Here is a 23,483-nt window from a genome sequence, read left to right as displayed (position 1 = left end):
ACTCATCTTTAATTCAATTATCTTTGATTTAAGATAAATATACATCTTCATTTTTTTATTGTCAACAGGAGAGGGAAAAATAATTAAAAAAACCACCGCCCCTGTGCGCCCGGCACAGAAGCAGTGGTTCTCGATTTACGTTTGCTGCAGAATGGCTGTACGTCTTCGGGCTAAGCTTACTGGGCCGGGCGCTTCAGCACCAGGCACTCGAACCCGTCGAGCTTCACGGACGCCTCCACCGGTCTGCCGGACAGCAGCTCCGTGTAGTCCCCCGCCTGCTGGAGCTCAACCACAGCTTCGGAGCTGCTGAAGTTGAGCAGGAAGACATAATCATGCTCCCCATCCGTTCTCTTCTGTGCGGTTACCCCTTCCGGCAGTGTTCCAGGCAGCACCGGCTTCACTCCTGTCTCAGCTAGAATCGAACCATAGAAATCGTCGTGGAACGGCGCTTTGTTCCGCGAAGCGATGTAATAAGCCTTTCCTTCGCCGAACCGGTTGACGGTCAGCGCCGGACGGCCGGCGTAGAAGTCATCCCCATAGGAAGCCAGCGCCTCGGCCCCTTCCAGATGCAGCAGATCGCACAGCTCATAAGCCTCGTAGGAAGCCTTCAGCGCTGACGGAGCGCCCTCCGCGGCAACCACCGAGTTCGTCTGCCCGTCATGCAGCCCGTCGATCTCCTCGGACCAGATCCCAAGCGTGCGGCGCAGCGGGCCTGGGAAGCCGCCGAGGAAGCAGAGGTCGCTTTCGTCGACGATCCCGGACCAGTACGTCGTCACCAGGGTGCCCCCGTTCTCCACGAACTTCTCGAGCCGCTCGCCCACGCCGGCGCGCACCATGTACAGCATCGGCGCCACGACGATCTTGTATTTGCTGATGTCGCAGTCCATCGAGAGGATGTCCACCGGAATGCCGCGGGACCAGAACGGCTTGTAGTGCTCGAGCACCGTCTCCTCGTGGTGGATGCCGATGTTGCGCGGCCCCTGGGAGTCCTTCACCGCCCAGCGGTTCTCCCAGTCGTAGAGAATCGCCACTTCCGGCTCCACCGATGTGCCGACCACCTCGGCCAGCTTCTCGAGGGCTTCGCCTACCGTGGTGACATCCCGGAACACGCGCGTATGCTCGTGGCCGGCGTGATCCACAACCGCGCCGTGCAGCTTCTCCGAGGAGCCGCGGCTCTTGCGCCACTGGAAGTACTGCACGCTGTCCGACCCGTGGGCTACGGCCTGCAGGGAAGAGAGCAGGTGCATGCCCGGCTTCTTCAGCTTGCTGACCTCCTGCCAGTTCGTGAGGCTCGGCGTGCTTTCCATGAGCAGGAACGGCTGGCCGCCCTTCAGCGAGCGGTTGATATCATGGAAGAACGCGAAGCGGACCGCCTGGCCGATATCGCCTTCTTTGTCATGCCAGGTAGGATAGGCATCCCACGAGACAAAATCAAGCGCCTCGGCGAACTTCCAGTAGTTCAGCCCTTCGAAGTTCTCCATGAGATTGGTCGTGACCGGCAGCTCCGGGTTCACGTCCTTCAGCGGTGCGATCTCATGCTTCATGAAGTCGACGGTCTGGTCGGTAACGAACCGCTTCCAGTCGAGGTTCATCGCATGGACGAACGACTCTCCGTGCGGCGCCGGCGACTCGACCTGGGACCAGTCGGTGTACGTATGGCTCCAGAACGACGTCCACCAGGCATCATTGAGCGCTTCCAGCGTGCCGTAGCGCTTCTGCAGCCAACCGCGGAACGCATCCTGGCAGTACTCGCAGTGGCACTCGCCGCCGTACTCGTTGGAGATGTGCCAGCCGATCACAGCAGGATGCTGCGAGTAACGCTCAGCGAGGAGGCGGTTGATCTGACCCACCTTCTCCCGGTATACCGGAGAGGTGTAGCAGTGGTTGTGACGCTGTCCGTGCAGGTTGCGCACGCGGTTCGCGCCCGTGCGCAGCACCTCCGGATACTTGGCGGACATCCAGGCCGGGCGTGCGCCGCTTGGCGTAGCCAGGAACGCATAGATACCGTTCTCGGCGAACGAATCCAGCAGCCGGTCCATCCAGGCCCACTCGTACCGGCCTTCTTCGGGCTCCAGGGCGGCCCAGGCAAAAATGCCGACCGACATCACGTTGCACTTCGCGAGCTTCATCAGCCGCAGGTCTTCCTTCAGGATCTCCGGGTACTTCTGCCACTGATCCGGATTGTAGTCGGCGCCGTGGAGCATTACCGGCGCTTTCGGGCTGACCGGAGGATACTTTTTGGACATCATAAACACCTTCTTATGTAAGAATGACGGAACGGATGAGATGAACAAACACTCCGCTGCCGGGTCTGCCTTCCGGTCACGGATAAGAGTATCCCGCTTCCTCCCGGAGGAAGCGGGACCCCTGCGGCAGCATCGCTGCCTGAATTTACTTTTTTGCGGCTTACTTTTTCGCGGCTTACTTCTTTGCCGCTGCGTCAGCCTGTGCCTGCATCTCGGCAAGCACCTTGTCGATGCCGGCCTGCTTCAGCTTCTCGCGGAACACCTGCACGCCGCCCTTGGCATCAGCCGGGTCTACGATTCCGTAGAAGAGAGGTCTGCCGTACGTGTTCATCACGTTATTGATGGCAGCCACTTCGTTCTTGACCTTCGCATCGTCGAACGTGAACGTCTCGAGCGGGTGGTTCACTGTAACCGTCTTTTTCCAGCCTTCGGTGAACTTGTTGATCTCATCAGCCACCGTCGCATCCAGACGCTCATTCAGCGAGTTCCAGCCCCACGGGGATACGCCTGCCGGCGGGAAGTTGGCGGAGTCCTTCAGCGGCTTGAACTGCTTGTCGCCAACCGGCTCGTAGTGCTTGCCGGCGATACCGTAGTTCGTCAGGTCGTGAATCTCTTTGTCGTAGCGGAGCAGGTCGATCGCCATCAGCGCACGCTCGGCATTCTTGCTCGTGGCGTGGATCGACATGCCGTTGTTGATGAACGGATTCGCAAGACGCTTCTTATCCGCGCTGAGGTCGACGAGCTCGACCTTCCAGTCCGGATGGGCCGCCTGGATCTCGGACTTGGCACGGGTCAGCGTACCAAGGTTCCACTCTACCGATGCCAGCTTGCCGTCCTTGAACGCCTGAATCTTGTCCATCTTGCTTACGAGCGCATCCCGGGACCAGGCTCCGGACTTGGCGGCAGCATTCATCTTGGCTACGAAGCTTTCGAATTCCGGTGTCTCCGCGTAGTTGAATACCTTCGAAGACGCATCGGTCAGCTTGTAAGCAATCGGGTACTGCGGCACAACGAAGTTCCACTCATTGGCCTGTACCAGCTCGATCGCATTGAATTCGCTTGCACCAAGGCTCGGCGTGAAGCTCTTCTCCTTCTCGGCTACAGCCTTCAGGTAATTCAGGTAGTCGTCGTGCGTCTTCACTTCCGGCAGTCCGAGCTTCTCGCGGAGGTCGCCGCGGAGCGCTACGAGATGATAGCTGTACTCGAAGTTGTTCTGCGGAACCATATAAATTTTACCATTGACCTTGGCTTGTTCCCAGGCAATCTTTGGCTCCTGCTCCCACGTCTTAGGAGCATACTTCTTCAGCATGTCTTCCGTCAGCTCCAGGAAGCCGTTCTTGTTGGCCTGTTGGGCATAGAAGAGCCACGGAGCGGAGAGCACGAGGTCAAAATCCTCGTTCGCCGCGAACATCAGCGGATACTTCTGGTTGTAATCGCCCCAGTCGATGAAGGATACATCGAGCGTCGCGTTGATCTTCTGCTTCATGATCTTGTTGACTTCGCCGTACACCTGATCGAAGTCCGCCGGCTTGGAGCCGAGCAGGACCATCTTCAGCTTGACTTCTTTGCTGGTGTCTGCGCTTCCAGAAGAAGACGCGGCGGGTGCTGTGCTCGAGGCGGAGCCGTTCGGCGCCGGTGTGTTCGAGCTGCAGCCCGCAAATACAGTTGCTGTAGTGAATGCCAAGCCGAGGGCCATCAGTTTGTTCTTGCTGCTCATAAGGTATTGCCTCCCCTTGTCTGTATCCTTAGTGTAAACCCATCTATGATCACTGGGTAGTCCCAGAAAGATCCAATCCCGAATGCTCATTGCTCCTGATTCCGCGTGAGTTGTGGTGATGATGCGGCGGAAGGGCCTCAGCCCTTCACCGCACCCACCGTAAGACCTTGTACGAAGAACCGCTGTACGAAGGGATAGAGCAGGACGATCGGACCGGTGACGATGATCGCGAGCGCCATCTTGAGGCTCTCCCCCGGAAGCTCCGCGACCCGCATGCCCGATACTTCCATGAGCTTGCGCAGGCCTTCAAGGTTGCCGAGCGTCTTATAGAGCAGGTACTGCAGCGTGTACAGCTTCTCGTTGGAAACGAACAGCAGCGAGTTGAACCAGTCGTTCCAGTAGCCGAGGGCCGTGAACAGCCCGATCGTCGCGAGCGCCGGCTTCGAGAGCGGCAGGATCAGCTTGACGAAAATCGTGAAGTCCCCCGCCCCGTCGATCTTCGCCGACTCCGTGATCGCTTCGGGGATGCTGCGCAGGAACGTGCGCAGGATCAGAATGTAGAACACATTGAGCATCGGCGGCAGCAGGAGCGCCCAGTACGTATCCTTCATTTGCAGGTAGTTCACCATGAGGATGTACCACGGAACGAGGCCGCCCTGGAACAGGGTTGTGAAGTAGAAGTAGAACGCGAACCCGCTTTTCCACTGAAAATCCTGACGCTGCAGCACGTAAGCGGTCATCGCCGAGATGAACAGCCCGAGCACCGTTCCGACCACGGTCAGCGAGATCGTCAGCACATAGGCATTGATGAACTGCTCCGGATGCTGGAACGCGAACTGGTAAGCGGCCAGCGAGAACTCCTTCGGCCAGAGGCCGAAGCCTTCGCGGGTGATGCTCGACTCGCTGGAGAACGAGCCGCTGACGACCAGGAGGAACGGCACCAGGCAGACCAGGGCGACCAAGCCTACGAACACATAGCCGATCAGATCAAGAATGCGCTGGTCCGCACGGTTTTTTTTCACGGTTGTTGTCATCATTGTCTTTCACCTCTTCGTTGTTATGGGAGGAGCGCCGCCTGTCTTAGAACAGCGCGTTCTCCCGGTCCGTCCGGCGGACGAGGTAGTTGGTGGCCAGAATGGTTACGAAGCAGAGTACGGACTGATAGAAGCCGATCGCCGCCGACATGCCCACTTCGTTGTTGACGAGCAGGGAGCGGTACACATACGTGTCGATGACATCCGTTGCCTGGAACAGCATGCCGTTGTTGCCCACGAGCTGGTAGAACAGGCCGAAGTCGCCGCGGAAGATGCCGCCGATGGCGAGCAGTACGAGAATCAGGATCGTCGGTCTCAGCGAAGGCAGCGTAATGTGGAGAATCCGCTGGAACACGTTCGCTCCGTCAATGTCGGCCGCTTCATACGTTTCCTTGTCGATGCTGAGGATGGAGGCCATATAGAAGACGGCGCCGTATCCCACCACCTTCCAGGCCGAGAAGAAGATCAGAATGTACTTCCAGTATTCGGCGGTCGTGTAGATGTCGAGCGGCTCCATACCGAACGACTTCAGAAGCGTGTTGATTGCTCCGAACTCATAGTTGAACAGGTTGTACGCCACGGCCCCGACCACGACCCACGAGATAAAGTAGGGCAGGAACATCAGCGTCTGCGCGGTCTTGCGGAACAGCTTGCTGCCGACCTCCGCGAGCAGGATCGCCACGACGATCTGCAGCGCATTGTTGATGACGATGAAAGCGGCGTTATACAGCAGGGTGTTGCGTGTTACGTTGAATGCGTCGCCTGTGAGGAAGAAGAACTTGAAGTTATCCAGTCCCACCCACGGCGAATTCAGAATCCCAAGGTCATAGCGGAACTGCTTGAACGCAAGCACTATGCCCGCCATCGGGATATAGTTGAAAATAAAGAAGAACAGCGTCGCCGGCGCGATCATCAGCAGCAGGCTCCGGTTGGCGTTGATGCGGTAGAGCAGGCCCCTCTTCATCTTTCCAGTCACTCCTCCGGTTCGTGTCTCTGTAGGTTATGTACTAAGGGTACCAGTTCAAGGCCGGTGTTCGTACCCTACAAAATAAGACTCTCCTGTACTTTTTGCGGCTGGCAGAATGCGGCAGAATGGAAGACGGGTGGCGTATCCTGAGGCAGAAGGTACACCTGCCTGAACCGTCCACCGTCCAATTTGTCCGGGCAGCGATCATACGGATCCCGCCGCGCTCACCGTGCAGGAGGCTGATCTGCCGCACATCCGTTACCGACTGCTCACCTGGTAAGCGGCCGGACGCTGTCAACCCATAACCCGAAGCGCTATCATGCCAGCATGCGATCTTCGAACAGCCGTACCGCTCAGCGCGCCCCCTTATATGCCATCGTTCCTTCGGCGATCCGTCATCCGAGCCGGTTACCCGGCACTCGGTCGGACGCTGTCAACCCATAACCCGCACCGCTATCATGACGGCATGCAATCTTCTAATAGCCATACCGCTCAGCGTTCCCCTTCACATCCAACCGTGTCTTTGGCCATCCGTCATCCGAGCCGGTTCGAAGGCCGGCAGAATGTGTGCTTCCGCTCAGTAGCTCATCCATCTTAAATAGAGGAACTAGAATGTCTTATTCGTGCATTTCTCGTGGATATTCAACGCTTAGCGGAACTGAGATGCCTTATTGCCCTTCATTTCAGAGAAAAGCAGGCGTTCTGCTGGTAATAGCGAATCTCAGTTCCTCTATCTTTGGAAAACCCTCCACCAAGAAGCACATAGCGCATCATAGTTCCTCTATTTCCATTCCGCCCTGAAACGCCGCCTGCATCACAAGCGGCGGCCAGGCGGTCACCAATCCGAATCCCACTGCACCCTCAGGACCGGCGCATCGGACCGGAAGGTTTTAACCGTGTACAGGGGCTCGGGGAGTCGGCACTCGCGGGTAATGTCACCTGCTGCTCAGGGCCGGACAGGCAGCGAGGCCCATTATGCGATAGTAAACATCGCATAATCTCAAGCCGAGCAGTCCGGAGCCCCCTATACGATGAAAAGCATCGTAAAAACGACGCCGAACACGCTATTAGGTGCATCCGCCGCTGTTAAGGGATGAAAAACATCACATAACGGCCACTTTGGCAAAGCAGAGTCATCTATGCGATGAAAAACATCGCATACTGGAACGACGCTGCTGGATGGTTGGGTTGTGGGGGGCCGGCAGCAGAGAGACAGTAACCCCCCTCCCTCGCCAAAAAGCCCCGGACAGAGGCGGCCGCTGAACGGCCGGACCCTCTGTTTTCCGGAGCTTCTTAAGATGATCGATACGCAGGCCGCCCCCTTCAGGGTGCAGGCACGGTATGTTGAATTATTGTGCTGACACCTGCAGGGCACGGTACAGAATGACCGCCGCTTCCGCGCGGGTTGTCGCTTCCTTCGGAGCGAGCACGCCGCCTCTGCCGTTGATCACGCCAGCTTGGACCAGGCCTGCGGCCGCGTCGGCGGCATAGCCGGCCACGGTGGATCCGTCGCTGAACGCCTCCAGCCCGCTGCCGCCGGTGTTCTTCCACCTGCCGGCCTTCTCGAGGGCTCTCACGGTGAGCGCCATGAGATCTTCCCTCGTGATGCGCTCCGACGGCGCGAAGGCGCCGTTCTCCCTGCCGCCGGCCACGCCCAGCTTCTTCGCGATGCCTGCGGCATCATAGAAGTAATCCGTGCGTGTGACGTCAGAGAAGTTCGAGTCGAACGATGCCGTCAGTCCGGCCGCCCGCACGAGCATCTGCAGGAATTCGGCGCGCGTCACCGGCGCGTCCGGAGCAAACTCGGTATCGGAAGTCCCCTGGATGACCCCTTTGGCCGCAAGGGCTTCTACGGCTTGGGCCGCCCAGCCGACATGCGACAGGTCGCTGAAAGAGCGCTTGTCATAAGCGGCCGCATAGGCGCTGAAGTGGGTCGTCTGGAATGTCAGCAGACCCGTTTTGGCATTCCAGTGCGAGGTAGGAACAGCTTCCGCCTCACCGTTTGCATTGAGGTACCATACCGTGAGATATTCCGGATGCTGCGCTTCCGCAGCGTTCGGCTTGTAAGGAATGGATACCGTCACCGGCGCGTCCGGATTGTTCCACGCCACCGGCTGCCCGTTCGCCAGGACCGTCAGGTCGATGACCGGCTTGCCGCCAAGCTTGCCCTTCAGGGCTTCGTCCTTCAGCTCGGAAGGGTCCACTGTGCGGATACTGACTGTCACCGGCCCGGAGCCCAGGCCTTTGCTTCCAGCCAGCATGAGGCCTGGAAGCGACACGCTGCCGAACGGCGTGACCAGCTCGATCCGCAGATCAGGCTGCTCCTGCAGCAGGGCTGCCGGAAGCTCCTGAGCGTATGCCTTGGCCCCCTCTACCGCCGGGATCTCCAGCTTCAGGGCTTGGCCGCCCTCCGCCTTCAGGCGCTTGGCCGCCTCGTCAGCGCTCAGCTTGGCCGTTGCCGTGCCGGTGGCCACATCGTAAGCCGGCTTCCCTGCGGCATTGTCATTGCTGCTGCTGTTACCGTTGCCACTGCCGTTGTTGCCGTCACCATTGTCTCCACCGGTACCGCCACCGTTGTCTCCACCATTGTTGCCGCCGGTGCCGCCGCCCGGCTCTTGGTTCGCCGCACCATAGACCGACACGGTCACGCTGCCAAGAGCGGAAGGCGATATCTTTTTGCCGGAGGACAGCGCCGTCCACTCTGCCGATGTCACACCGATCGTGCCTTCCCGCTCGATGTGCTGCGCTTTGAATTTCACTTGGAGCGACTCCGTATTCGCCGCCTTGCCCTCCGCATGCTGCGTTACCAGGTGAACCGTACCGGCATCCGCATCATACGTCGCCGCAACGACGGTACCCGCTTCGCTGCTCTCCGCCCCTACGTACTGGAACAGCTCACGGTCGTACGAGAGCTGCAGGTCCTGCGAGCCGATCACATTCACGAGCCCGTCCACGCCGACCCCGACGGAGAACTCGCTGCCCGGTTCCACTTCTTCGGGAGCACTCAGTGTGACCTGGGAATGATCCGTATACAGCTCGAACTCGTCGATGCTGCCCCAGCTTCCGTTGTTGGCATCGGCCTCGACCCCAAGAGTCAGCTCTCCGCCGGTCACCGTAATATTCGGAATGACGATATGCTTCCACTCATGCCATGCGGTATTGACGATGTCCGCGGTCAGCTTGTCGCCCGCCGCATTCACCGCGAAGAGCTTCAGGCTCTTCTCCCCGCCGCCGCCCTGCGTGCGTACGGCCGCGGTATACGTACCGTCCGGCAGTCCGGTAACCTTCTGCTCCACTTTGAACGTATAAGGCCGGTCAAGATAATAATGGAGGGAATAATCGCCGCTGTAGGCATTGCCTGCCGGTGCGCTTGAATTCTCGGCATCGAGTGCTTCCGTATCGCCGCTCAGCGTCCATCCGCTGAAATCCCCGGCTTCGAAGCCCGCATTGGTCACATAGTTGCGTGTACCTTCCACGGTAACGACCGCTTCCGCCTGAAGGGAAGCCCCTTCGATCGTCCCGGCAATCCGGAGCGTGCCCGGCTTCGTGAGATCCTCCGGACTCACCGCTTCCCAGTCCACCGGAAGCAAGCGGATCGAGTCGTCGCTGAACTCCCCCTTCACCGCGGCAGGAAGCTGGAGCTCGCCGCCGACCGTAATGTCCAGCGTCACCGGCTGCACATATTCCAGCTCCGCCGCGTAAGGCTCGCCCTCCAGCGGGGCCGAAACGAGGTTATACACATCGAGCGATGGAAGCGCATTGCCCTCGAAGTCGAACATCGCCTGGTTGTCCCAGCCGTTGCCCTCTCCGATTTTCCACCCTGCGCCCTCTACCGGAATCCAGTCCTGCTCCCAGTAGAACACGCCGAGACCGCGGCCGCCCGGCACCTCATGAACCGCGTTCATGATATCCCGCACCGCCTGGGCCTGCCCCTGCACCGTCGCTTTGTAGCCTCCCGCGCTTTCTTCCGCCGGGCCGAAAATGTTCGTGAACCCGTCGCCGTTCTCCAGCGTATGCGCATAAGCCGTCTCCACAACGATGACGTCTTTGTCGTAGCGCGTGCTGATATCGTTCATATTGTGCTTCAGTTCTTCCAGCGTACCGTGCCAGTACGGGTAGAACGAGAGGCCGATGATATCGAAGTTCACGCCGCGGAGCGTAAGCGCATCGAACACCCTGCGGTACAGGTCGTTGTCTCCTCCGTCCGCCAGATGCAGCATGATCCGCGTCTGATCCTCCGGATCGTTATCCTCCACCGCGCGGATCCCCGCCTTCAGGAGATTCGCGAACCCGTCGTAGCCGCCGATCTCTTCCCCTGCGGACTGCTGCCACGTCTTGCCGTCCGGCCAGATCATGCCGCCGTTGGTCTCGTTGCCGATCTGCACCATATCCGGCATCGCATCCTGCGCCTTAAGCTCTTGGATCACGCTGTCGGTATAGTCGTAGACCGCCTGCTCGAGTTCGGCGCCGCTGAGACCTTCCCAGGCAGCCGGCTTCAACTGCTTGCCCGGATCCGCCCAGAAGTCGCTGTAATGGAAATCGAGCAGCACCTTCAGGCCCAGCTCCTTCGCGTAGACGGCAGTCTCCACCGTCCTCGCCAGGTCATTATTGCCGCCCCCGAGCGGATTTCCGTCCGGATCCACCGGGTTGTTCCAGATCCGCAGACGGACCCAGTTCGTCCCGTGGTCTTTCAGGATCTGCAGCGCATCCTTCTCCACGCCGCCGTCGTAGTAACGGCCACCGCTTTCTTTAATCTGGCTCAGCATGGAGACATCCGAGCCTTTAATGAAATCCGGGCTCAGCCCCTCAATGGGATTGATGCGGATCACACTCTCCTGCTCTGCAGCCCGTGCCCCCTGCGGAACCCATGTCAGCGCCATGGCTGCCACCAGCAGCAGGGCCGTGCTTTTTTTCACGAATCGCATGCCTCAAAACGACCTCCCTGACTTCGTTGTAAGCGGTTAACCAAACTTCTTGCCGACCGCTGAACCGATTATAGCAAACGCTCCCACAGGGATTACCCCCGTAAAATATCATTCTTCTGTACTTTTTGCAGGAATCTGTGTTCCCTCGCGGCCCTCCGTTCCCTTTTATTTTGAGAGGAACTGTGGTAACTTGAATTTCATATGAAATTCAGGAGGACAAGAACATGGCCAAGCCGCAGTTCCGTTGGAACATTAAACTGAAGAAAAGCAATTCGTATTTGGGGACCGTATACCTCGAGGAGCCGCTTCCGGAGGTTGAGGACGTCATCATGATCGGCGACAAGAAGTATTCGCTCGTGGAGATTCAGCCGGGGAGCACCCGCGATTCCCACGATGTCTTCGTAGAAGAAGTCAAGAAGGATGCGCTGAAAAAATAACGCAGCCGAATCCGTCCGGGTTTATGCCCGGGCGGCCGCTGCACGCCGAAGGCCGGAACGGGAGCTGTCCTCCCTCCGGCCTTCTTTCATTCCCCACAGGTTCTGCCGGTGTACGCCGGAATCCGCTGTTTCCCGTTCTCTCTTGAATCTGACACGGTTCTTCCTGAAGAGACATTTTTTTCATTTTGACGAATCCCAACGTATTGTCTATTATTATATGTAACGATTTATTTCCTCCGGCTTTTCATTCGACAATCCATAACTCTACTTGTTCAATAGCAAACTTATTGAAAAATAAGGACGCAAAGCCTCGGGCCTAAGGAATGAACCTTCTCATTCTATGGCAGCCGGGCTGCCTTAGTGGTGTGCGCGCAACCATCACCTGCTTGGGTGGTGGTTTTTTTGATTACAAAAGGGGCGCTTCCAACATGAGATCAATCCACTCTTCCCGCCTGCTGATCTTCGGTCTGCTCTTCGTCTTCGTGCAGGCTGCCGTGTCCTTAGGGTACGGCCAATATATTCTTCCGCTCTATCTGATGGATATCCTGGCACCGGCCATCTCCCTCGGGGTGGTGATCCAGGTCATCCGTGCCCATACCGGACCCCAGAAGGGGTTCTGGCTGCTGATCGGCACCGCACTCTTCTGCGAGATGACGGCCCAGCTCATCTGGGGCTCCTACGAATGGATATGGCAAACGGAAGCACCGGACATCGGGATTGCGGACATCTTCTGGGTCTCCCAGTCGCTGATCTACCTGGTCGCATTCTATGGATGGGTGCGCTCGGGCGAGAAAAACCGTTACCTGCTCGACTCCATGATTCTCGTGGTGAGTCTTGCCGTCGTCAGCTGGGAGTTCCTGATCAAGCCGATCTACCAGGGCGATGAGAATCTTGATCTCATCACCATCTCCGTCGATCTCATCTACCCGATCACCTCCCTGCTCATGGTATTCATCCTCACCTGCTGGCTGCTGAACGGAGAGCGGCGGATGAGCCGCCGAACGATGCGGATGCTCGCGATCGGCTGCCTAAGCTATATGTCCGGGGATACGCTCTACATGCTGCTGATCGATATCCACTCACTGGATTCGCTTGAGCCCTGGATCGACACGTTCTGGACGGGAGCCGCCTTCTGTATGGCGGTGGCCGGACTCCGTTCCCTATCCGGCAAGCCGGGTACAGCCGGGGCCGAGGGGCGTGTCGGCCGCGTGATCCGGTTCTCCGTTCCGTATATCGGCCTGCTCCTGCTGATCGGGATTCTGGTCTTTTACCGCCTCACGACAGACGTGTTCGTCTGGGGCTTGACCCTTACCGTGCTGCTCGTGCTGGTCCGGCAGATCCACTTCCTCACTGAGCGGGAGATGCTGAACGACAAACTGCGCCAATCCCTCCGCAGGTTGGAGAGGATCGCAAGCTGTGACAGCCTGACGGGGCTGCTGAACCGGAGGGTGTTCGAGCTGGAGCTTGAGGGAAAGCTCTCCGGCCCGGGACAGGAGCCCGTGGCTGTTCTCTACTTCGACCTGGACAAGTTCAAGCCGATCAATGACAATCACGGGCACCGCACCGGTGATCTGCTCCTGCAGGCAGTGGCCGAACGGCTGTCCTCCCTGCAGAAAGACGGCATCAGCATGGCCCGGCTCGGGGGAGATGAATTTGCCATTGCCGTCCCCCTCTCTTCCCTCGGCAGCCTGGAGCGGCTGCAGGAGCTCTCCGAGGCCGTCGTCCAGCTCCTCTCGAAGCCGTACCGCCTGGAGGAGGTGACGCTCCGGACCTCCCCGTCCGTCGGCATCGCCCTGTACCCGCAGGATGCACGGACGATGCCCGACCTGCTCGATGCGGCGGACCAGGCCATGTATGAGGCCAAGCGACGCGGGGGCCGGGGATTCGCTTTTTATCGAGGCGGATAGACCTGCTTTGGGCGGTTGCACCGCTGTGCGTACCGACCACGAACATCATGCCAATGACAACAGCCCCCTTGCCGCAGCTGCGGCAAGGGGGCTGTTTCATTTTATGAGTGCCTATGCGTGAATTAAGGAAGAAGGACCGGCGGTTTGCGGTGCTGCGTTCCCTGCTCATAAGCGTAAGCCAGCTGAATCAGATGGCCTTCGTCGAAGGCGCGTCCCAGGAACTCGAGTCCCACCGGAAGGCCGTCCGGAGTGAAGCCGGCTGGCACCGTAACGGCAGGGAAGCCGGAGAACGGACTGAACTTCGTATTCGGACCGGAGTTCTGCGGCTCTCCGATCGGGGCCGCCGGGTAAGCGGAGGTCGGATACACGATCGCATCGAGATCATGATCCGCCATCACCTTCAGCAGCGATTCCTGGGTCAGCTTCGTACGGAAGAGAACGATATCTTTGTACTCTTGCGTATCAAGGGATTCGCGGGCGTTGCGGGCTTTCATCGGCTCTTCCTGCGTCTTGATGTACCGGCCCGATTCGATGATGTCGTTCAGCGTCGCATAAGGTGCCTTCGGCCCGAGCTCCTTCAGGTAATCGTTCAGGTGGAACTTGAACTCGTAGCCGCTGAGGCTCGGGTACTTCCCGATCTCGGCCGCATGCGGGATGAGGATCGGCACCGTCTGCGCGCCAAGCCGCTCCAGATCATCGACAGCCTTGTAGACCAGGTCGCTGACCGCCTTCTGCTGCGGCTCCGAGCCGATCAGCTCCACAGCCACGCCGATCCGGGCTCCCTTGAGTCCGTCGGCATCCAGGAACGAAGTATAGCTTGCGGGAATCCGGCCCACGCCGAAGGCCGTTGCGGTATCATCGGGGTCATAGCCTGCCGTGGCATCGAGCAGGATAGCCGCATCGGTGACGCTGCGCGCCATCGGGCCGCCGACGTCCTGCGTGAGGGCCAGCGGGATAATCCCGTCACGGCTGGACAGGCCCACGGTAGGCCGGATCCCTACCAGGCTGTTGAAGGCGGACGGAACGCGGATCGAACCTCCGGTATCGGTTCCCATCCCCGCTGCCGCGAAGTTCGCCGCGATGGAAGCGCCCGTTCCGCCGCTCGAGCCGCCCGGGTTGAACTGCAGCGCATACGGATTCAGCGTCTGGCCGCCGAGTGAGCTTGTCGTCGTAATATTGAAGGCGAATTCGCTCAGGTTCGACTTGCCGAGGATGATGGCCCCGGCCGCTTTGAGCTTGGCCACCTGGTCGGCATCCTTACCCGGCATGGAATCCTTGAGGCAGAGGCAGCCGGCCGTCGTGGCCATATCTTCGGTATCGTAGTTATCCTTGACGATGATCGGAATGCCGTGCAGCGGTCCCCGCGGGCCTTGGCTCCGCCGCTCCTCATCCAGCGCCTTCGCAAGCTCCAGTGCTTCAGAATTGAGCGAGATCATCGAATTCAGGCTCACGCCCTGCTTGTCGTACTTCGCAATCCGGTCAAGGTACATCTGCACCAGTCCTTCGGAGGTCAGCTTCCCTTGAGCCATGGCGGTCTGCATATCCGGGATACTCGCTTCCACGAGCTCGAACGGCTTCAGATAGCCGTACACGCGGTTCGCAACGGTATAAGCCTGCTCCCGGGTGAGCGGATCGTCCGCCCCGAACCAGGCGGCGCCGTAGCCGTTCATCAGCCCCAGCTTGTATACGGCCCCGACGACGGAAGTATAGGGCGAATCGTCCGGCACATCCGTGTAAGGCTCGGCCGCGGGGCTGAGCTGAAGCGCTTCGGACAGCGCTGCAGCCGTATCCTTACGTGTGACGGCATCTCCTGCGGGAAGCGGGAATGCCGCACTCTTGCCCGCCAGTTCCGCCGCCTGGCGCAGCAGGCCTGCCAGCTCGACAGAGGCCATGGGCGCGGTGCCGGGAAGACCGGAGCCTTCGGAGGACAGCGGGGCAGCCTGCAGTACCGCCTCATCCGGAGAAAGAGAGAGTCCCGGCTGGGCCGCATGGGCCGACAGCGGAGCAGCCAGCAGAAGCGTGCCTGCCAGCAGAGATGTTAAGCGCTTTTTCTTTTGCGTCGAATGGTGCATCATAGTTTCTCTCTCCTCTCGTTGTCACGTTACCTTATCTAACACATATGTATCACAAATTCATGGTACATTACGCGATCGCGTTTTTCAATCCCCTGCCCACAGTTCGGCATGAAGCACAAAAAAACCGCCGGAATTCCAGCGGCACGCACAGCCTTGCTATGATTGGGTTCAAGTGTTGTTGAGCACAGCGCTCATCAACGGAGCAGCGAACAGGGCAGTTTATCGTCCGATGCCCAGCTTCGTCTCTCCGGCTGTCCTGGGGCCCGCCGGCTTTCTGAGCAGGCCGACCAGCACGAGAAGCACCAGGGTAACCGCTGGGAACGCCACATCCGGCGGGTTGCCCACGGTCAGGATCGTCACGATGGCCCCGATCATGATCGCCCCGAGCAGTGCCGCTGCGTAGCGGGCGGTCTTGCGGAACAGCAGAGCCACCCCGCCAACCGCCTCGAGCAGGCCGATCAGCAGACGGAACCAATCCGGAAAGCCCATCGCCTTAAAGCCCTCGACGCTCATCGTTTCGCCGATCAGCTTCAGCACTCCTGCCTGAACGAACAGGATTGCCACCAGGATGAGCCCCACCCATCCTGCAATACGCCAAACCTTTTTCATCACACACACTCCTTTATTCGGTTTCTCACCAGTAAGCCGGCGGCTCCTCGTTTATATATGAGGAAGATCTGTCACTTATTCTAACACGGGGGCAGGGGCCTCCGTTTCTTCCCGATTGCGGTATTACTTCGTAATTATTACTTTTTGATTGACAACCCCGCGGGATAGAACTTATTCTAATAAAAGTAATAATTACTATTAAATAAAAGGAGCCTCCCCTACTATGTCTGACATTGAATCCATCGACGCCTCCTCTCTTATTCCCGTCACGGTGCTGACCGGGTTTCTCGGTGCAGGCAAAACGACCCTCCTGAACCATATCCTGACGGCGGATCATGGGCATAAGATCGCCGTGATCGTCAACGAGTTCGGTGAAGTGGGCATTGACAACCAGCTCGTCGTCGGCGCGGACGAAGAGATCTTTGAGATGAATAACGGCTGCATCTGCTGCACGGTACGGGGGGACCTGATCCGCATCCTCGGCGAGCTCATGGATGCCAAGCGGGCGGGAGATCCGCGCAAAGGCAATTTTGACCGCGTGCTGATCGAGACGACCGGACTGGCGGACCCGGCACCCGTGGCCCAGACCTTCTTCGTGGATGAGGAGATGGCTGATTTCTACCGCCTGGATGCCATCGTGACGGTGGTGGATGCCAAGCATGCGGACATGCACCTTGATGAAGGCCATGAAGCGCAGGAGCAGGTGGCGTTTGCCGATGTGCTGCTCTTGAACAAGACCGATCTGGTGGACGAGGAGTCCCTGCAGAAGCTGGAGAAGCGCCTGCGCGCCATGAACCCGGCAGGGCGAATCTATCGTACCCGCCGCTCGCGGATCGAGCTGGACAAGGTCCTTGGCATCGAAGCCTTCGAGCTTGAGAAAAAGCTGGAGCTTGACCCGGGCTTCCTCGAAGAAGAAGACCACGAGCATGACGATGACGTCGTTTCCCTCGTCTTCCGCGAGGAGCGGCCGCTCGACCTCAAGAAGCTCGAGGATTTCCTCGGCGTGTGGCTCTCCGAGCACGGCGTGGACACGTTCCGCTACAAGGGCGTGCTCCATATCAAAGATGTCGAGGAACGCGTAGTCTTCCAGGGCATCCACATGCTGTTCACTTCCGATTCCGACCGGTACTGGAAGGAAGGCGAGGTGCGGCGCAGCGAGTTCGTCATCATCGGGCGCAACCTCGATGAGGCCTGGTTCCGCGAGCAGTTCGCCGGCTGCGTGGCCGTGTAACGGGCCGCAGGTATGCCGCCGCCGGGCGGGCACGGCCTGCGGGAAAGCTTAGGCCCCTCGCGTTCCCCGGGTATTGCGGAGTTCCGGCTGAGGGAGCGACGCTTGGCGGGGGCCGGCCGGCGCTTCACGGGAGCCGATGCTTGGCAAGGACCGGCACCCGGCTGTGACCACCGCCAGCGGCGACGGCTGCCGGCGTGCCTGCCGCTTGGTATGACCGCCTAATTCCGTTCCATCCGGCTCACTCCAACGGTTCCCCGTCCTATGTCTCCTCGAAAGCTTCCTCGAAAACAACTCCCTCGCCTAAACTGCCGATCACCTCCGGCGGCTCGAACAGTTCTTCAAGATGATATACACCGGGCCTGCAGGCTCCGGTGTATATCTGTTTGGCCGCATAAGCCGCAACTCTGCCGGTCACAAGATGCTCCTTGGCCCCCCGGACGGAGCATCGGTAGCGGACCATACGGCCTCCGAGCCGGCCTTCAGCAATGGCGAGAGCCGCATAGACCTCCGAGCCCCACTGCACCTTCCCCAGGACGCTGACCGCGGTGCGGTGGAGGGCCGGATGACGGAGCAGGCCGAGCAGACCCGCCTTCTTGGCCAGCGCAAGCAGCCGGGTTACGGCCGCCGAGTCGAAGCACAGGCGTGTCGATACGGACGGAATGCCGAGCGTGCCTGGAAGCACATGCTGATCCGGGAAGTCGAACCTGTACGCCCAGCGGCGGCCCAATCCCCCGGGAAAGTCCGCCGCTTTCCCCTCTCCGAAGCTGGGAACGCGATGCCTGGCCCCCTGAACCGTGAGGCTGAAATCGTCCACGAGCCGGTCCACCATCCACTCGACGGCCGCCCGGCCGTGGTGTTCTCCGAGACCGAGCAGCAGATACAGCTCCACCGAATGAACTTCCTCCAGCACCCGGGTACACTGTTTGGCAAGCAGATTCGTTAATCCGGGTGCCAGCCCTGCGCTCACGACCGCCGTCGACTTCGGATTCTCCCGGGCCCCGAGCTCCCGTACTTTGCAGAGAAAATCATAGGAGGCCGTTATGTCGATGTAGTGGGTATGCTGCGCCAGGCACTGCTCCACAAACCGGGTATTCTCCTGATCCACACACATGACTACAAGAGCGGCTTGCTCCAGCAGGGTCGCCGAGCCCGGGTCCCGCACGTCCATCCGCAGAGGCTTGACCGTTCCCTCCGATGCGGCGGCGAACTCGCCGGCCTTCCTCTCATCCCGCCCGGCCGCATAGACCCTGCCCGGGAACTGCTCGCCGAGCGTCCGGCAGACCACCTGCCCGACCTGTCCGTACCCGCCGACCACCAGAATGTCCTCCTTCCCCGAAAGCCCCAGTGGCTCTTGGTGCCCCGGGTTCTTCGGATCCAACGGATTCATCCGACCGATCCGGACTGTCTGGCGCATCTCACTTAATTGGCTCATCTGGTTCGCCCCGATGAACTGCCTTACTCGGTCTAACCCCTTCATCTCCCGCATTCGCTCCTTTGTTCCCGCCGTCCAATGATTTAGTTTAGATGCTATACTATTTATCCCAAAAAATTTACTCTTCCATAAACCGGATCAGCTTCTGGATGCACTGTTCAAAGATCCGGATCTCCTCCTCGCCGAGCTCGGTGCTCAGCTCTTCGTAGAACTGCCGGTGCACTTCCTCGTGGGCCCGGTATGCGCTTCTTCCTTTGTCTGTCAGCGACACCAATACGGCCCTCGAGTCTTCCGGATGCGGAGCGCGGATCACAAGCTCTTTGGCTTCGAGACGGCTGAAAATCTGGGTGACGGCCCCCTTCGTTACACCGAGCCTTGCGGCCAGTTCACTCATGAGCAGGGTCCCGTCCATCCCGATCGCGTCAATGGTATGGATCTCGCTCGGCGTTAATGGCCCGGCATCCCCAAAGATGCGGGGCTTGCGTTCGAGTCTCTGGAGCTGCAGGAACAAGCGTCCGAGATGATGGCTTCCTGTTGGGGCGGATCGATTATTTTCCATGCTATTAGTTTAGTAAGTAAACGATGAGATTGTCAAGAAGGCTTCTGCATACCCTCCCTTCTTCCTGCTTCTGCACTCTGCTTACGGAGCCCTCCATGGAAAAGGAGCCAGATCAGCCCGACGAGCGTCCCCAGGCAGATCCATACGCCGATTCCGAAGGCCGACCGGAACGCTTGGAGCAGCGGTCCTCCGGCATCATCCGCGCTCATCACGCCAAGCCCCAGTGCCGCACCGAACCCCATGCCTGCGTTGCGGGTCAGGGCAATCAGGCCTCCGACGGCACCGATATGCTCTGCAGGGGTATGCTGCAGAATGAAACGGTTATTCGGTGACGCTGCGAACCCCATCCCCCAGCCCGCGGCAGCCAGTACGAAAGCGATCCAGCCGAGCGGAAGATGTCCGTTTGCTAAGGCCGGCACGGCCAGGGCGGCTCCCATGAAGACGAAGCCCAGGACCATAAAGCGTCCGGAATCATAGCGGTCGGAGAGCCGGCCTGCAGCCGGTCCGGCCAGAGCCAGGGCGGCCGGGTAAGCGGTCATGACCAGCCCGGCAGCGGACGGGGGAAGACCACCCAAGGGCCCGGTCAAGTAAAACGGCAGGAGCACCAGCAGCATATTCGTCAGCAGGAACGCAGCGCAGCTGAGCAGCAGCCCTCCGGAGACGGCGGGAATGCGGAGGGCCTTCAGCGGCAGGAAGGGCTCGCGGCGCCGCCGTTCGCACAGGATGAGGGCAATCCCTGTAACGAGAGCTCCGCCGACGTACAGCATCGTCCCGGTTGACCGCCAGCCCTGCGCGGCTGCCGACGGGATCCCCAGCTGAGCGAAAGCGACGCAGGCTGTGAACAGAACGGCCCCCAGGCGATCCGATGCCCCGGCTGCCTCCGGTCTTAGCCGCTCCCCTTCCCTCAGCGGAATGAAACGGAATGCAAGCACGGCCGCCACCAGAGCGGCAGGCACATGGATCAGGAACAGCCACGGCCAGGAGAGCCACTGGGTGATCCACCCGCCGGCCGCGGGTCCCAGCATCGCTCCCAGCGCGACGCAGGTGCTGACCAGCCCCAGGGCCCGCCCCCTCCGCTCTTTCGGCATGTAGTGGGAGATCAGCGCCAGGTTGGTCGCCTGGAACATCGCGGCCCCGGCCGCCTGCACCACCCGGAAGGCGAGAAGGACCGTGACATCCGAGGCCAAGGCAGCCAGAATGGAACCGGCCGCGAACACGAGATAGCCGCTGTGATGGACCAAGCCCAGTCCGCAGCGGTCCCCAAGCTTCCCCATCAGGGGAAGAAGGGCGGTAATCACAAGCAGGTAACCGGTGGTGACCCAGGTAATCCTGTTCAGGTCCGTGTCAAAGAAAGCCGCCAAACCGGGAAGCGATACGTTGACAACGCCCGCCGTAAAGTGGGAAAGAAACGCCCCCATGCAGACCGCCGTCATCATCCCGGTCCGGCGACTTCCCGTTTGTCCTCGGTCTGGTAATCTGCTGCTGTAGTTCAATGCAGCACCTCCCTTTTATTCTTCAAGTTGAGCAGATTCTCCCATCCCTCCGGTTTAGTTTAGATACTATACTATGTGGTTGTCAAGAACTTCCTGCGTCTCCCCAGCCCCGACTCTTTTGCACCCTCGGGCCCTGCACTTGCAGCACAAATGCCTGCAGCCCCCTTCCTCTCGAAAGGCGGACTGCAGGCTGCAGCAAGCCGCTGTTTGTTAATCCCCGGCCGGTCATCCTGAATCCCGCACGCTTCAACTCTCCGGTTCCACGGGAAGTTCCGTGTTCGGCACAGGAAAGAGCGCAAGTTGGATGTATGCGTGGCGAACCGGGGAGGGCGGCCATTGTAGAAATAATGGGTCTCAGCGTCAATAGGAAGATCTGGTTCCCGGGTATCCCTGTGCGGTGATCAGGGCGGTCTTCTCCCCGAAAGCTAGGGCCTGCTCTGCCCCCTGCACTGCTGCGGCCGACTTCCCGATACCTCCCCCGCGCACCGGTCAGGCCAGCACGCTTACCCCGTAGCCCAGCTTGCGGATGGCATCGAGAGCCTCATCGGAGGACGAGTTGTCCTGTGCCGTGATCAGGGCGGTCTTCTCTCCGAAGTCCACAGTCCCCTCCGCCCCCTGCACAGATGCTACCGCCTTCTCGATTTTCGCCACGCACGACTTGCAGCCCATACCATCGATTGCAATCTTTACTTGTTTGTTTTCCATAATAGAACACGCTCCCTTACTATAGTTAGTTGTTTCATTACCCCAGTGGGGTATCATCGGTCCGTTAAAAAAATCCGCAGAATCGGACGGTCACAGCTGCAGTGCTTTATCCAACAATTCGGCCGTCAGCGTCTCCTTCGGTACAAACCCGTTCACCTGGCCGAGCAGCCGGCCGTTCCGGTAGAGCAGAAGCGTCGGCAGTCCCTGCACATTCAGCCGCTCCGCCGTCTCGGTCTCCGTCTCCACATCCACGGTGGCTATGGTCACGCGGTTCCTGTATTCCTCGGACAGCTCAGCCAGAATAAGTTCCATCAGCTTGCAGTAGGAGCACCACCGTGCCCAGAATTCGACGAGCACCAGCTTCTCCGACGCTACGAACTCTTCATAGGTCTTGTCAGTCAGCACCTGCACCGCCATCCTCCTCACTCCTTCCATCACTCAGGCTATCCTGTGTGTTCTTTGGTTTGTTTTCCTCGTGCTTTATTTATACTATACCCCCCTACTGTATGTTAATGGTTTTTCGAGCAGTGACAAAAAAAGAGAGAACCCGAAGGTCCTCTCCCGCCTGCCGCTGACGTGACAGCTTACTTTTTGTTCGAATCGATGAGCTTCTGGGTGCGCTCCTGGGCGTTCTTCAGCATGGCATCCAGGTTCTGCTTATCGAGGATCAGCTTCTCATACTCTTCGTTGATCGCTTTGTAAACATCGGCCTGGAACGAAGTAGGCGGTACGAGCTTCGAAGCCTTGGAGCCCGCGAGCACGGTCTTCAGCGACTCCTTGTCGACCTTGTCCGGAGACTTCGTGCCGCCGACGATCGTGTCGATGATCTGGTTCAGGTCTTCCGTCTTCACCTTGTTCCAGGAAGGAACATATTTGCCTTGGGCGATCGTGCCGTCGGTGGTGAAGTAGCGGATGAACTGGTACGCTTCCTGCTTATGCTTGGACTTCGCCGCCACGGCCATGAAGTCGGTCGTCACCATCGAGTAGCCGCCCTGGTCCGATGCGCTGTTCTTCGGGAACGGGGCAACGGCGACGTTGAAGTTCAGCGGGAACTGCTCCGTTCCGCCGATCTCGGAGTTCATCCAGCTTCCGATGACGATCATGCTCGCGGACTGGTTGAAGAACTGCGGACGGTAGTGCAGCTTCTGCGAGATCATATCCGTGTAAGGGACGGAGGACTTGTCGACCTTCTCCATCTGGTAGCGCATCTCAATGGACTTCTTGAAGAGCGGATTATCCAGGTTCGTGGTGCCGTCCGCCTTGAGATAGTCGGAATTGTCCGGCTGGTTCGCGAGGGCCAAGCGCGTGAATTCCAGCCAGCCGCCGCCCTGCGGGCCGTGGAAGTACGTGCCGTAGCGCTTGCTTGCGCCCTCACCCTTCGTCAGCTTCTTCGCGTAGTCCATGAACTGGTCCCAGGTCCAATCCTTAGGCACTTCCAGGCCCGCTTCCTTCAGGTGGTCCTTGTTCAGGAGAACGTACCACGGATTGAATTTGCCCGGCAGCGCATACACCTTGCCGTTCAGCGTCGTGTCGACTTTGTATTCCTCACCGACCTTGAAGCCTTCCTTCGCGATGAACTCGTCGATCGGCGCCACCATGCCGAGGGCCACCCGCTGGGCGTACATGCCCGCTTCACTGAACATCATGACGTCCATCTCTTCGCCCGAGGCCGCCGCGAGGTCGAGCTTCTTCGCATACTCCTGCGTGTCGCCCTTCTCGCTCAGGTTCACGAGCTCCACCTTGATGTTCGGGTACTTCGCTTCAAAGGATGAGATCACCTTCGACCAGGCCTGCTGCGATTCGCTGCCGAAGGCGTGGAACTTGATCTTGACCGGCGATCCTGCCGACCCGCCGCTGCCGGAGCCGCCCTCCGCGGCCGGTGTTTCCGTTGCCCCACCGCCGCAGCCTGCAATCAGACTGACCGCTGCCGCCGTACTGATTAATTTGGTCCATGTGTTCGCTTTCATAAGTGAGCCCCTCCGTTTATATATAAGGTTCTGCGAAAAGCTGGATCATCGTTTACCCCTTCATTATAGCAACCGGTTTCATGAGCACAGTGACGCTATCTTGACCACTTCTCACGTTATTTTTACCGCCTACAGGCAAAGGGTGCGGGAGCCGGGCCGGCGCGGCTTCCGCAAGTGGC

At 59.4% G+C, this 23,483-nt stretch carries 16 protein-coding genes and 1 riboswitch; of the genes, 3 read left to right on the top strand and 13 right to left on the bottom strand.

The genetic code is table 11. From position 1 onward, the window contains the following. Window positions 1–176: 176 nt before the first annotated feature. The 5 genes from PM3016_RS12380 to PM3016_RS12360 all read right to left on the bottom strand — a co-directional run bounded on the left by PM3016_RS12380 (window position 177) and on the right by PM3016_RS12360 (window position 10,889). A complete protein-coding gene (locus PM3016_RS12380; protein WP_014369698.1) occupies window positions 177–2,246 on the bottom strand; it encodes a beta-galactosidase in 2,070 nt (689 codons plus the stop codon). Between the two features lie 175 nt (window positions 2,247–2,421). Then, window positions 2,422–3,963 (bottom strand): DUF3502 domain-containing protein, encoded by a 1,542-nt coding sequence (locus PM3016_RS12375; protein WP_013915913.1) that lies wholly within the window; start codon window positions 3,961–3,963, stop codon window positions 2,422–2,424. A 137-nt stretch (window positions 3,964–4,100) separates the two neighbouring features. Continuing rightward, the gene (locus PM3016_RS12370) at window positions 4,101–5,000 is read right to left on the bottom strand and encodes a carbohydrate ABC transporter permease (RefSeq protein ID WP_013915912.1); all 900 of its coding nucleotides are present in this window, start codon (window positions 4,998–5,000) and stop codon (window positions 4,101–4,103) included. Between the two features lie 43 nt (window positions 5,001–5,043). After that, the gene (locus tag PM3016_RS12365; RefSeq protein ID WP_013915911.1) at window positions 5,044–5,961 is read right to left on the bottom strand and encodes an ABC transporter permease; all 918 of its coding nucleotides are present in this window, start codon (window positions 5,959–5,961) and stop codon (window positions 5,044–5,046) included. A gap of 1,352 nt (window positions 5,962–7,313) precedes the next feature. After that, complete coding sequence (locus PM3016_RS12360; protein ID WP_014369697.1) at window positions 7,314–10,889, bottom strand: glycosyl hydrolase 53 family protein; 3,576 nt, start codon at window positions 10,887–10,889, stop codon at window positions 7,314–7,316. A 224-nt stretch (window positions 10,890–11,113) separates the two neighbouring features. On the opposite strand from PM3016_RS12360, the gene PM3016_RS12355 reads away from it, so the two are divergent. Together PM3016_RS12355 and PM3016_RS12350 are read left to right on the top strand one after the other, a co-directional pair. Beyond that, on the top strand, window positions 11,114–11,326 hold the full coding sequence (locus PM3016_RS12355; protein WP_013915909.1) for a hypothetical protein: 213 nt from the start codon (window positions 11,114–11,116) through the stop codon (window positions 11,324–11,326). A 267-nt stretch (window positions 11,327–11,593) separates the two neighbouring features. After that, window positions 11,594–11,686, top strand: a riboswitch (cyclic di-GMP riboswitch). Window positions 11,687–11,754: 68 nt separating this feature from the next. Further along, entirely contained in the window at window positions 11,755–13,233 is a 1,479-nt protein-coding gene (locus PM3016_RS12350) for a GGDEF domain-containing protein (RefSeq protein WP_014369696.1), read from the top strand. A 122-nt stretch (window positions 13,234–13,355) separates the two neighbouring features. Here the strand turns inward: PM3016_RS12350 and PM3016_RS12345 are convergent, their stop codons facing one another. Together PM3016_RS12345 and PM3016_RS12340 are read right to left on the bottom strand one after the other, a co-directional pair. Continuing rightward, on the bottom strand, window positions 13,356–15,308 hold the full coding sequence (locus PM3016_RS12345) for an amidase family protein (RefSeq protein WP_014369695.1): 1,953 nt from the start codon (window positions 15,306–15,308) through the stop codon (window positions 13,356–13,358). A 219-nt stretch (window positions 15,309–15,527) separates the two neighbouring features. After that, window positions 15,528–15,917, bottom strand: coding sequence for a DoxX family protein (locus PM3016_RS12340; protein WP_014369694.1), 390 nt, complete (start codon window positions 15,915–15,917; stop codon window positions 15,528–15,530). A 223-nt stretch (window positions 15,918–16,140) separates the two neighbouring features. Here PM3016_RS12340 and PM3016_RS12335 point away from each other — a divergent pair, with 223 nt between their 5' ends. Next, window positions 16,141–17,148, top strand: a complete 1,008-nt coding sequence (locus tag PM3016_RS12335) for a CobW family GTP-binding protein (protein ID WP_014369693.1) — start codon at window positions 16,141–16,143, stop codon at window positions 17,146–17,148. Between the two features lie 259 nt (window positions 17,149–17,407). Here the strand turns inward: PM3016_RS12335 and PM3016_RS12330 are convergent, their stop codons facing one another. The 6 genes from PM3016_RS12330 to PM3016_RS12305 all read right to left on the bottom strand — a co-directional run bounded on the left by PM3016_RS12330 (window position 17,408) and on the right by PM3016_RS12305 (window position 23,304). Beyond that, window positions 17,408–18,625 (bottom strand): saccharopine dehydrogenase family protein, encoded by a 1,218-nt coding sequence (locus PM3016_RS12330; protein ID WP_014369692.1) that lies wholly within the window; start codon window positions 18,623–18,625, stop codon window positions 17,408–17,410. A gap of 73 nt (window positions 18,626–18,698) precedes the next feature. Beyond that, on the bottom strand, window positions 18,699–19,139 hold the full coding sequence (locus PM3016_RS12325; RefSeq protein WP_014369691.1) for a MarR family winged helix-turn-helix transcriptional regulator: 441 nt from the start codon (window positions 19,137–19,139) through the stop codon (window positions 18,699–18,701). 32 nt (window positions 19,140–19,171) lie between these two features. Then, a complete protein-coding gene (locus PM3016_RS12320; RefSeq protein ID WP_041619100.1) occupies window positions 19,172–20,575 on the bottom strand; it encodes an MFS transporter in 1,404 nt (467 codons plus the stop codon). Window positions 20,576–21,121: 546 nt separating this feature from the next. Next, a complete protein-coding gene (locus PM3016_RS12315; RefSeq protein ID WP_014369689.1) occupies window positions 21,122–21,337 on the bottom strand; it encodes a heavy-metal-associated domain-containing protein in 216 nt (71 codons plus the stop codon). Between the two features lie 90 nt (window positions 21,338–21,427). After that, a complete protein-coding gene (locus tag PM3016_RS12310; RefSeq protein WP_014369688.1) occupies window positions 21,428–21,754 on the bottom strand; it encodes a thioredoxin family protein in 327 nt (108 codons plus the stop codon). Between the two features lie 167 nt (window positions 21,755–21,921). Beyond that, window positions 21,922–23,304 carry an ABC transporter substrate-binding protein gene (locus tag PM3016_RS12305; protein ID WP_013915898.1) on the bottom strand — a complete coding sequence of 461 codons (1,383 nt, stop codon included), beginning with the start codon at window positions 23,302–23,304 and terminating at the stop codon, window positions 21,922–21,924. Window positions 23,305–23,483: the final 179 nt, after the last annotated feature.

This window comes from Paenibacillus mucilaginosus 3016 (assembly GCF_000250655.1).
Taxonomy (GTDB): Bacteria; Bacillota; Bacilli; order Paenibacillales; family NBRC-103111; genus Paenibacillus_G; species Paenibacillus_G mucilaginosus.
The sequence above is the reverse complement of the archived record's forward strand: the minus strand, read 5'-3'. Positions and strand labels throughout refer to the sequence as shown.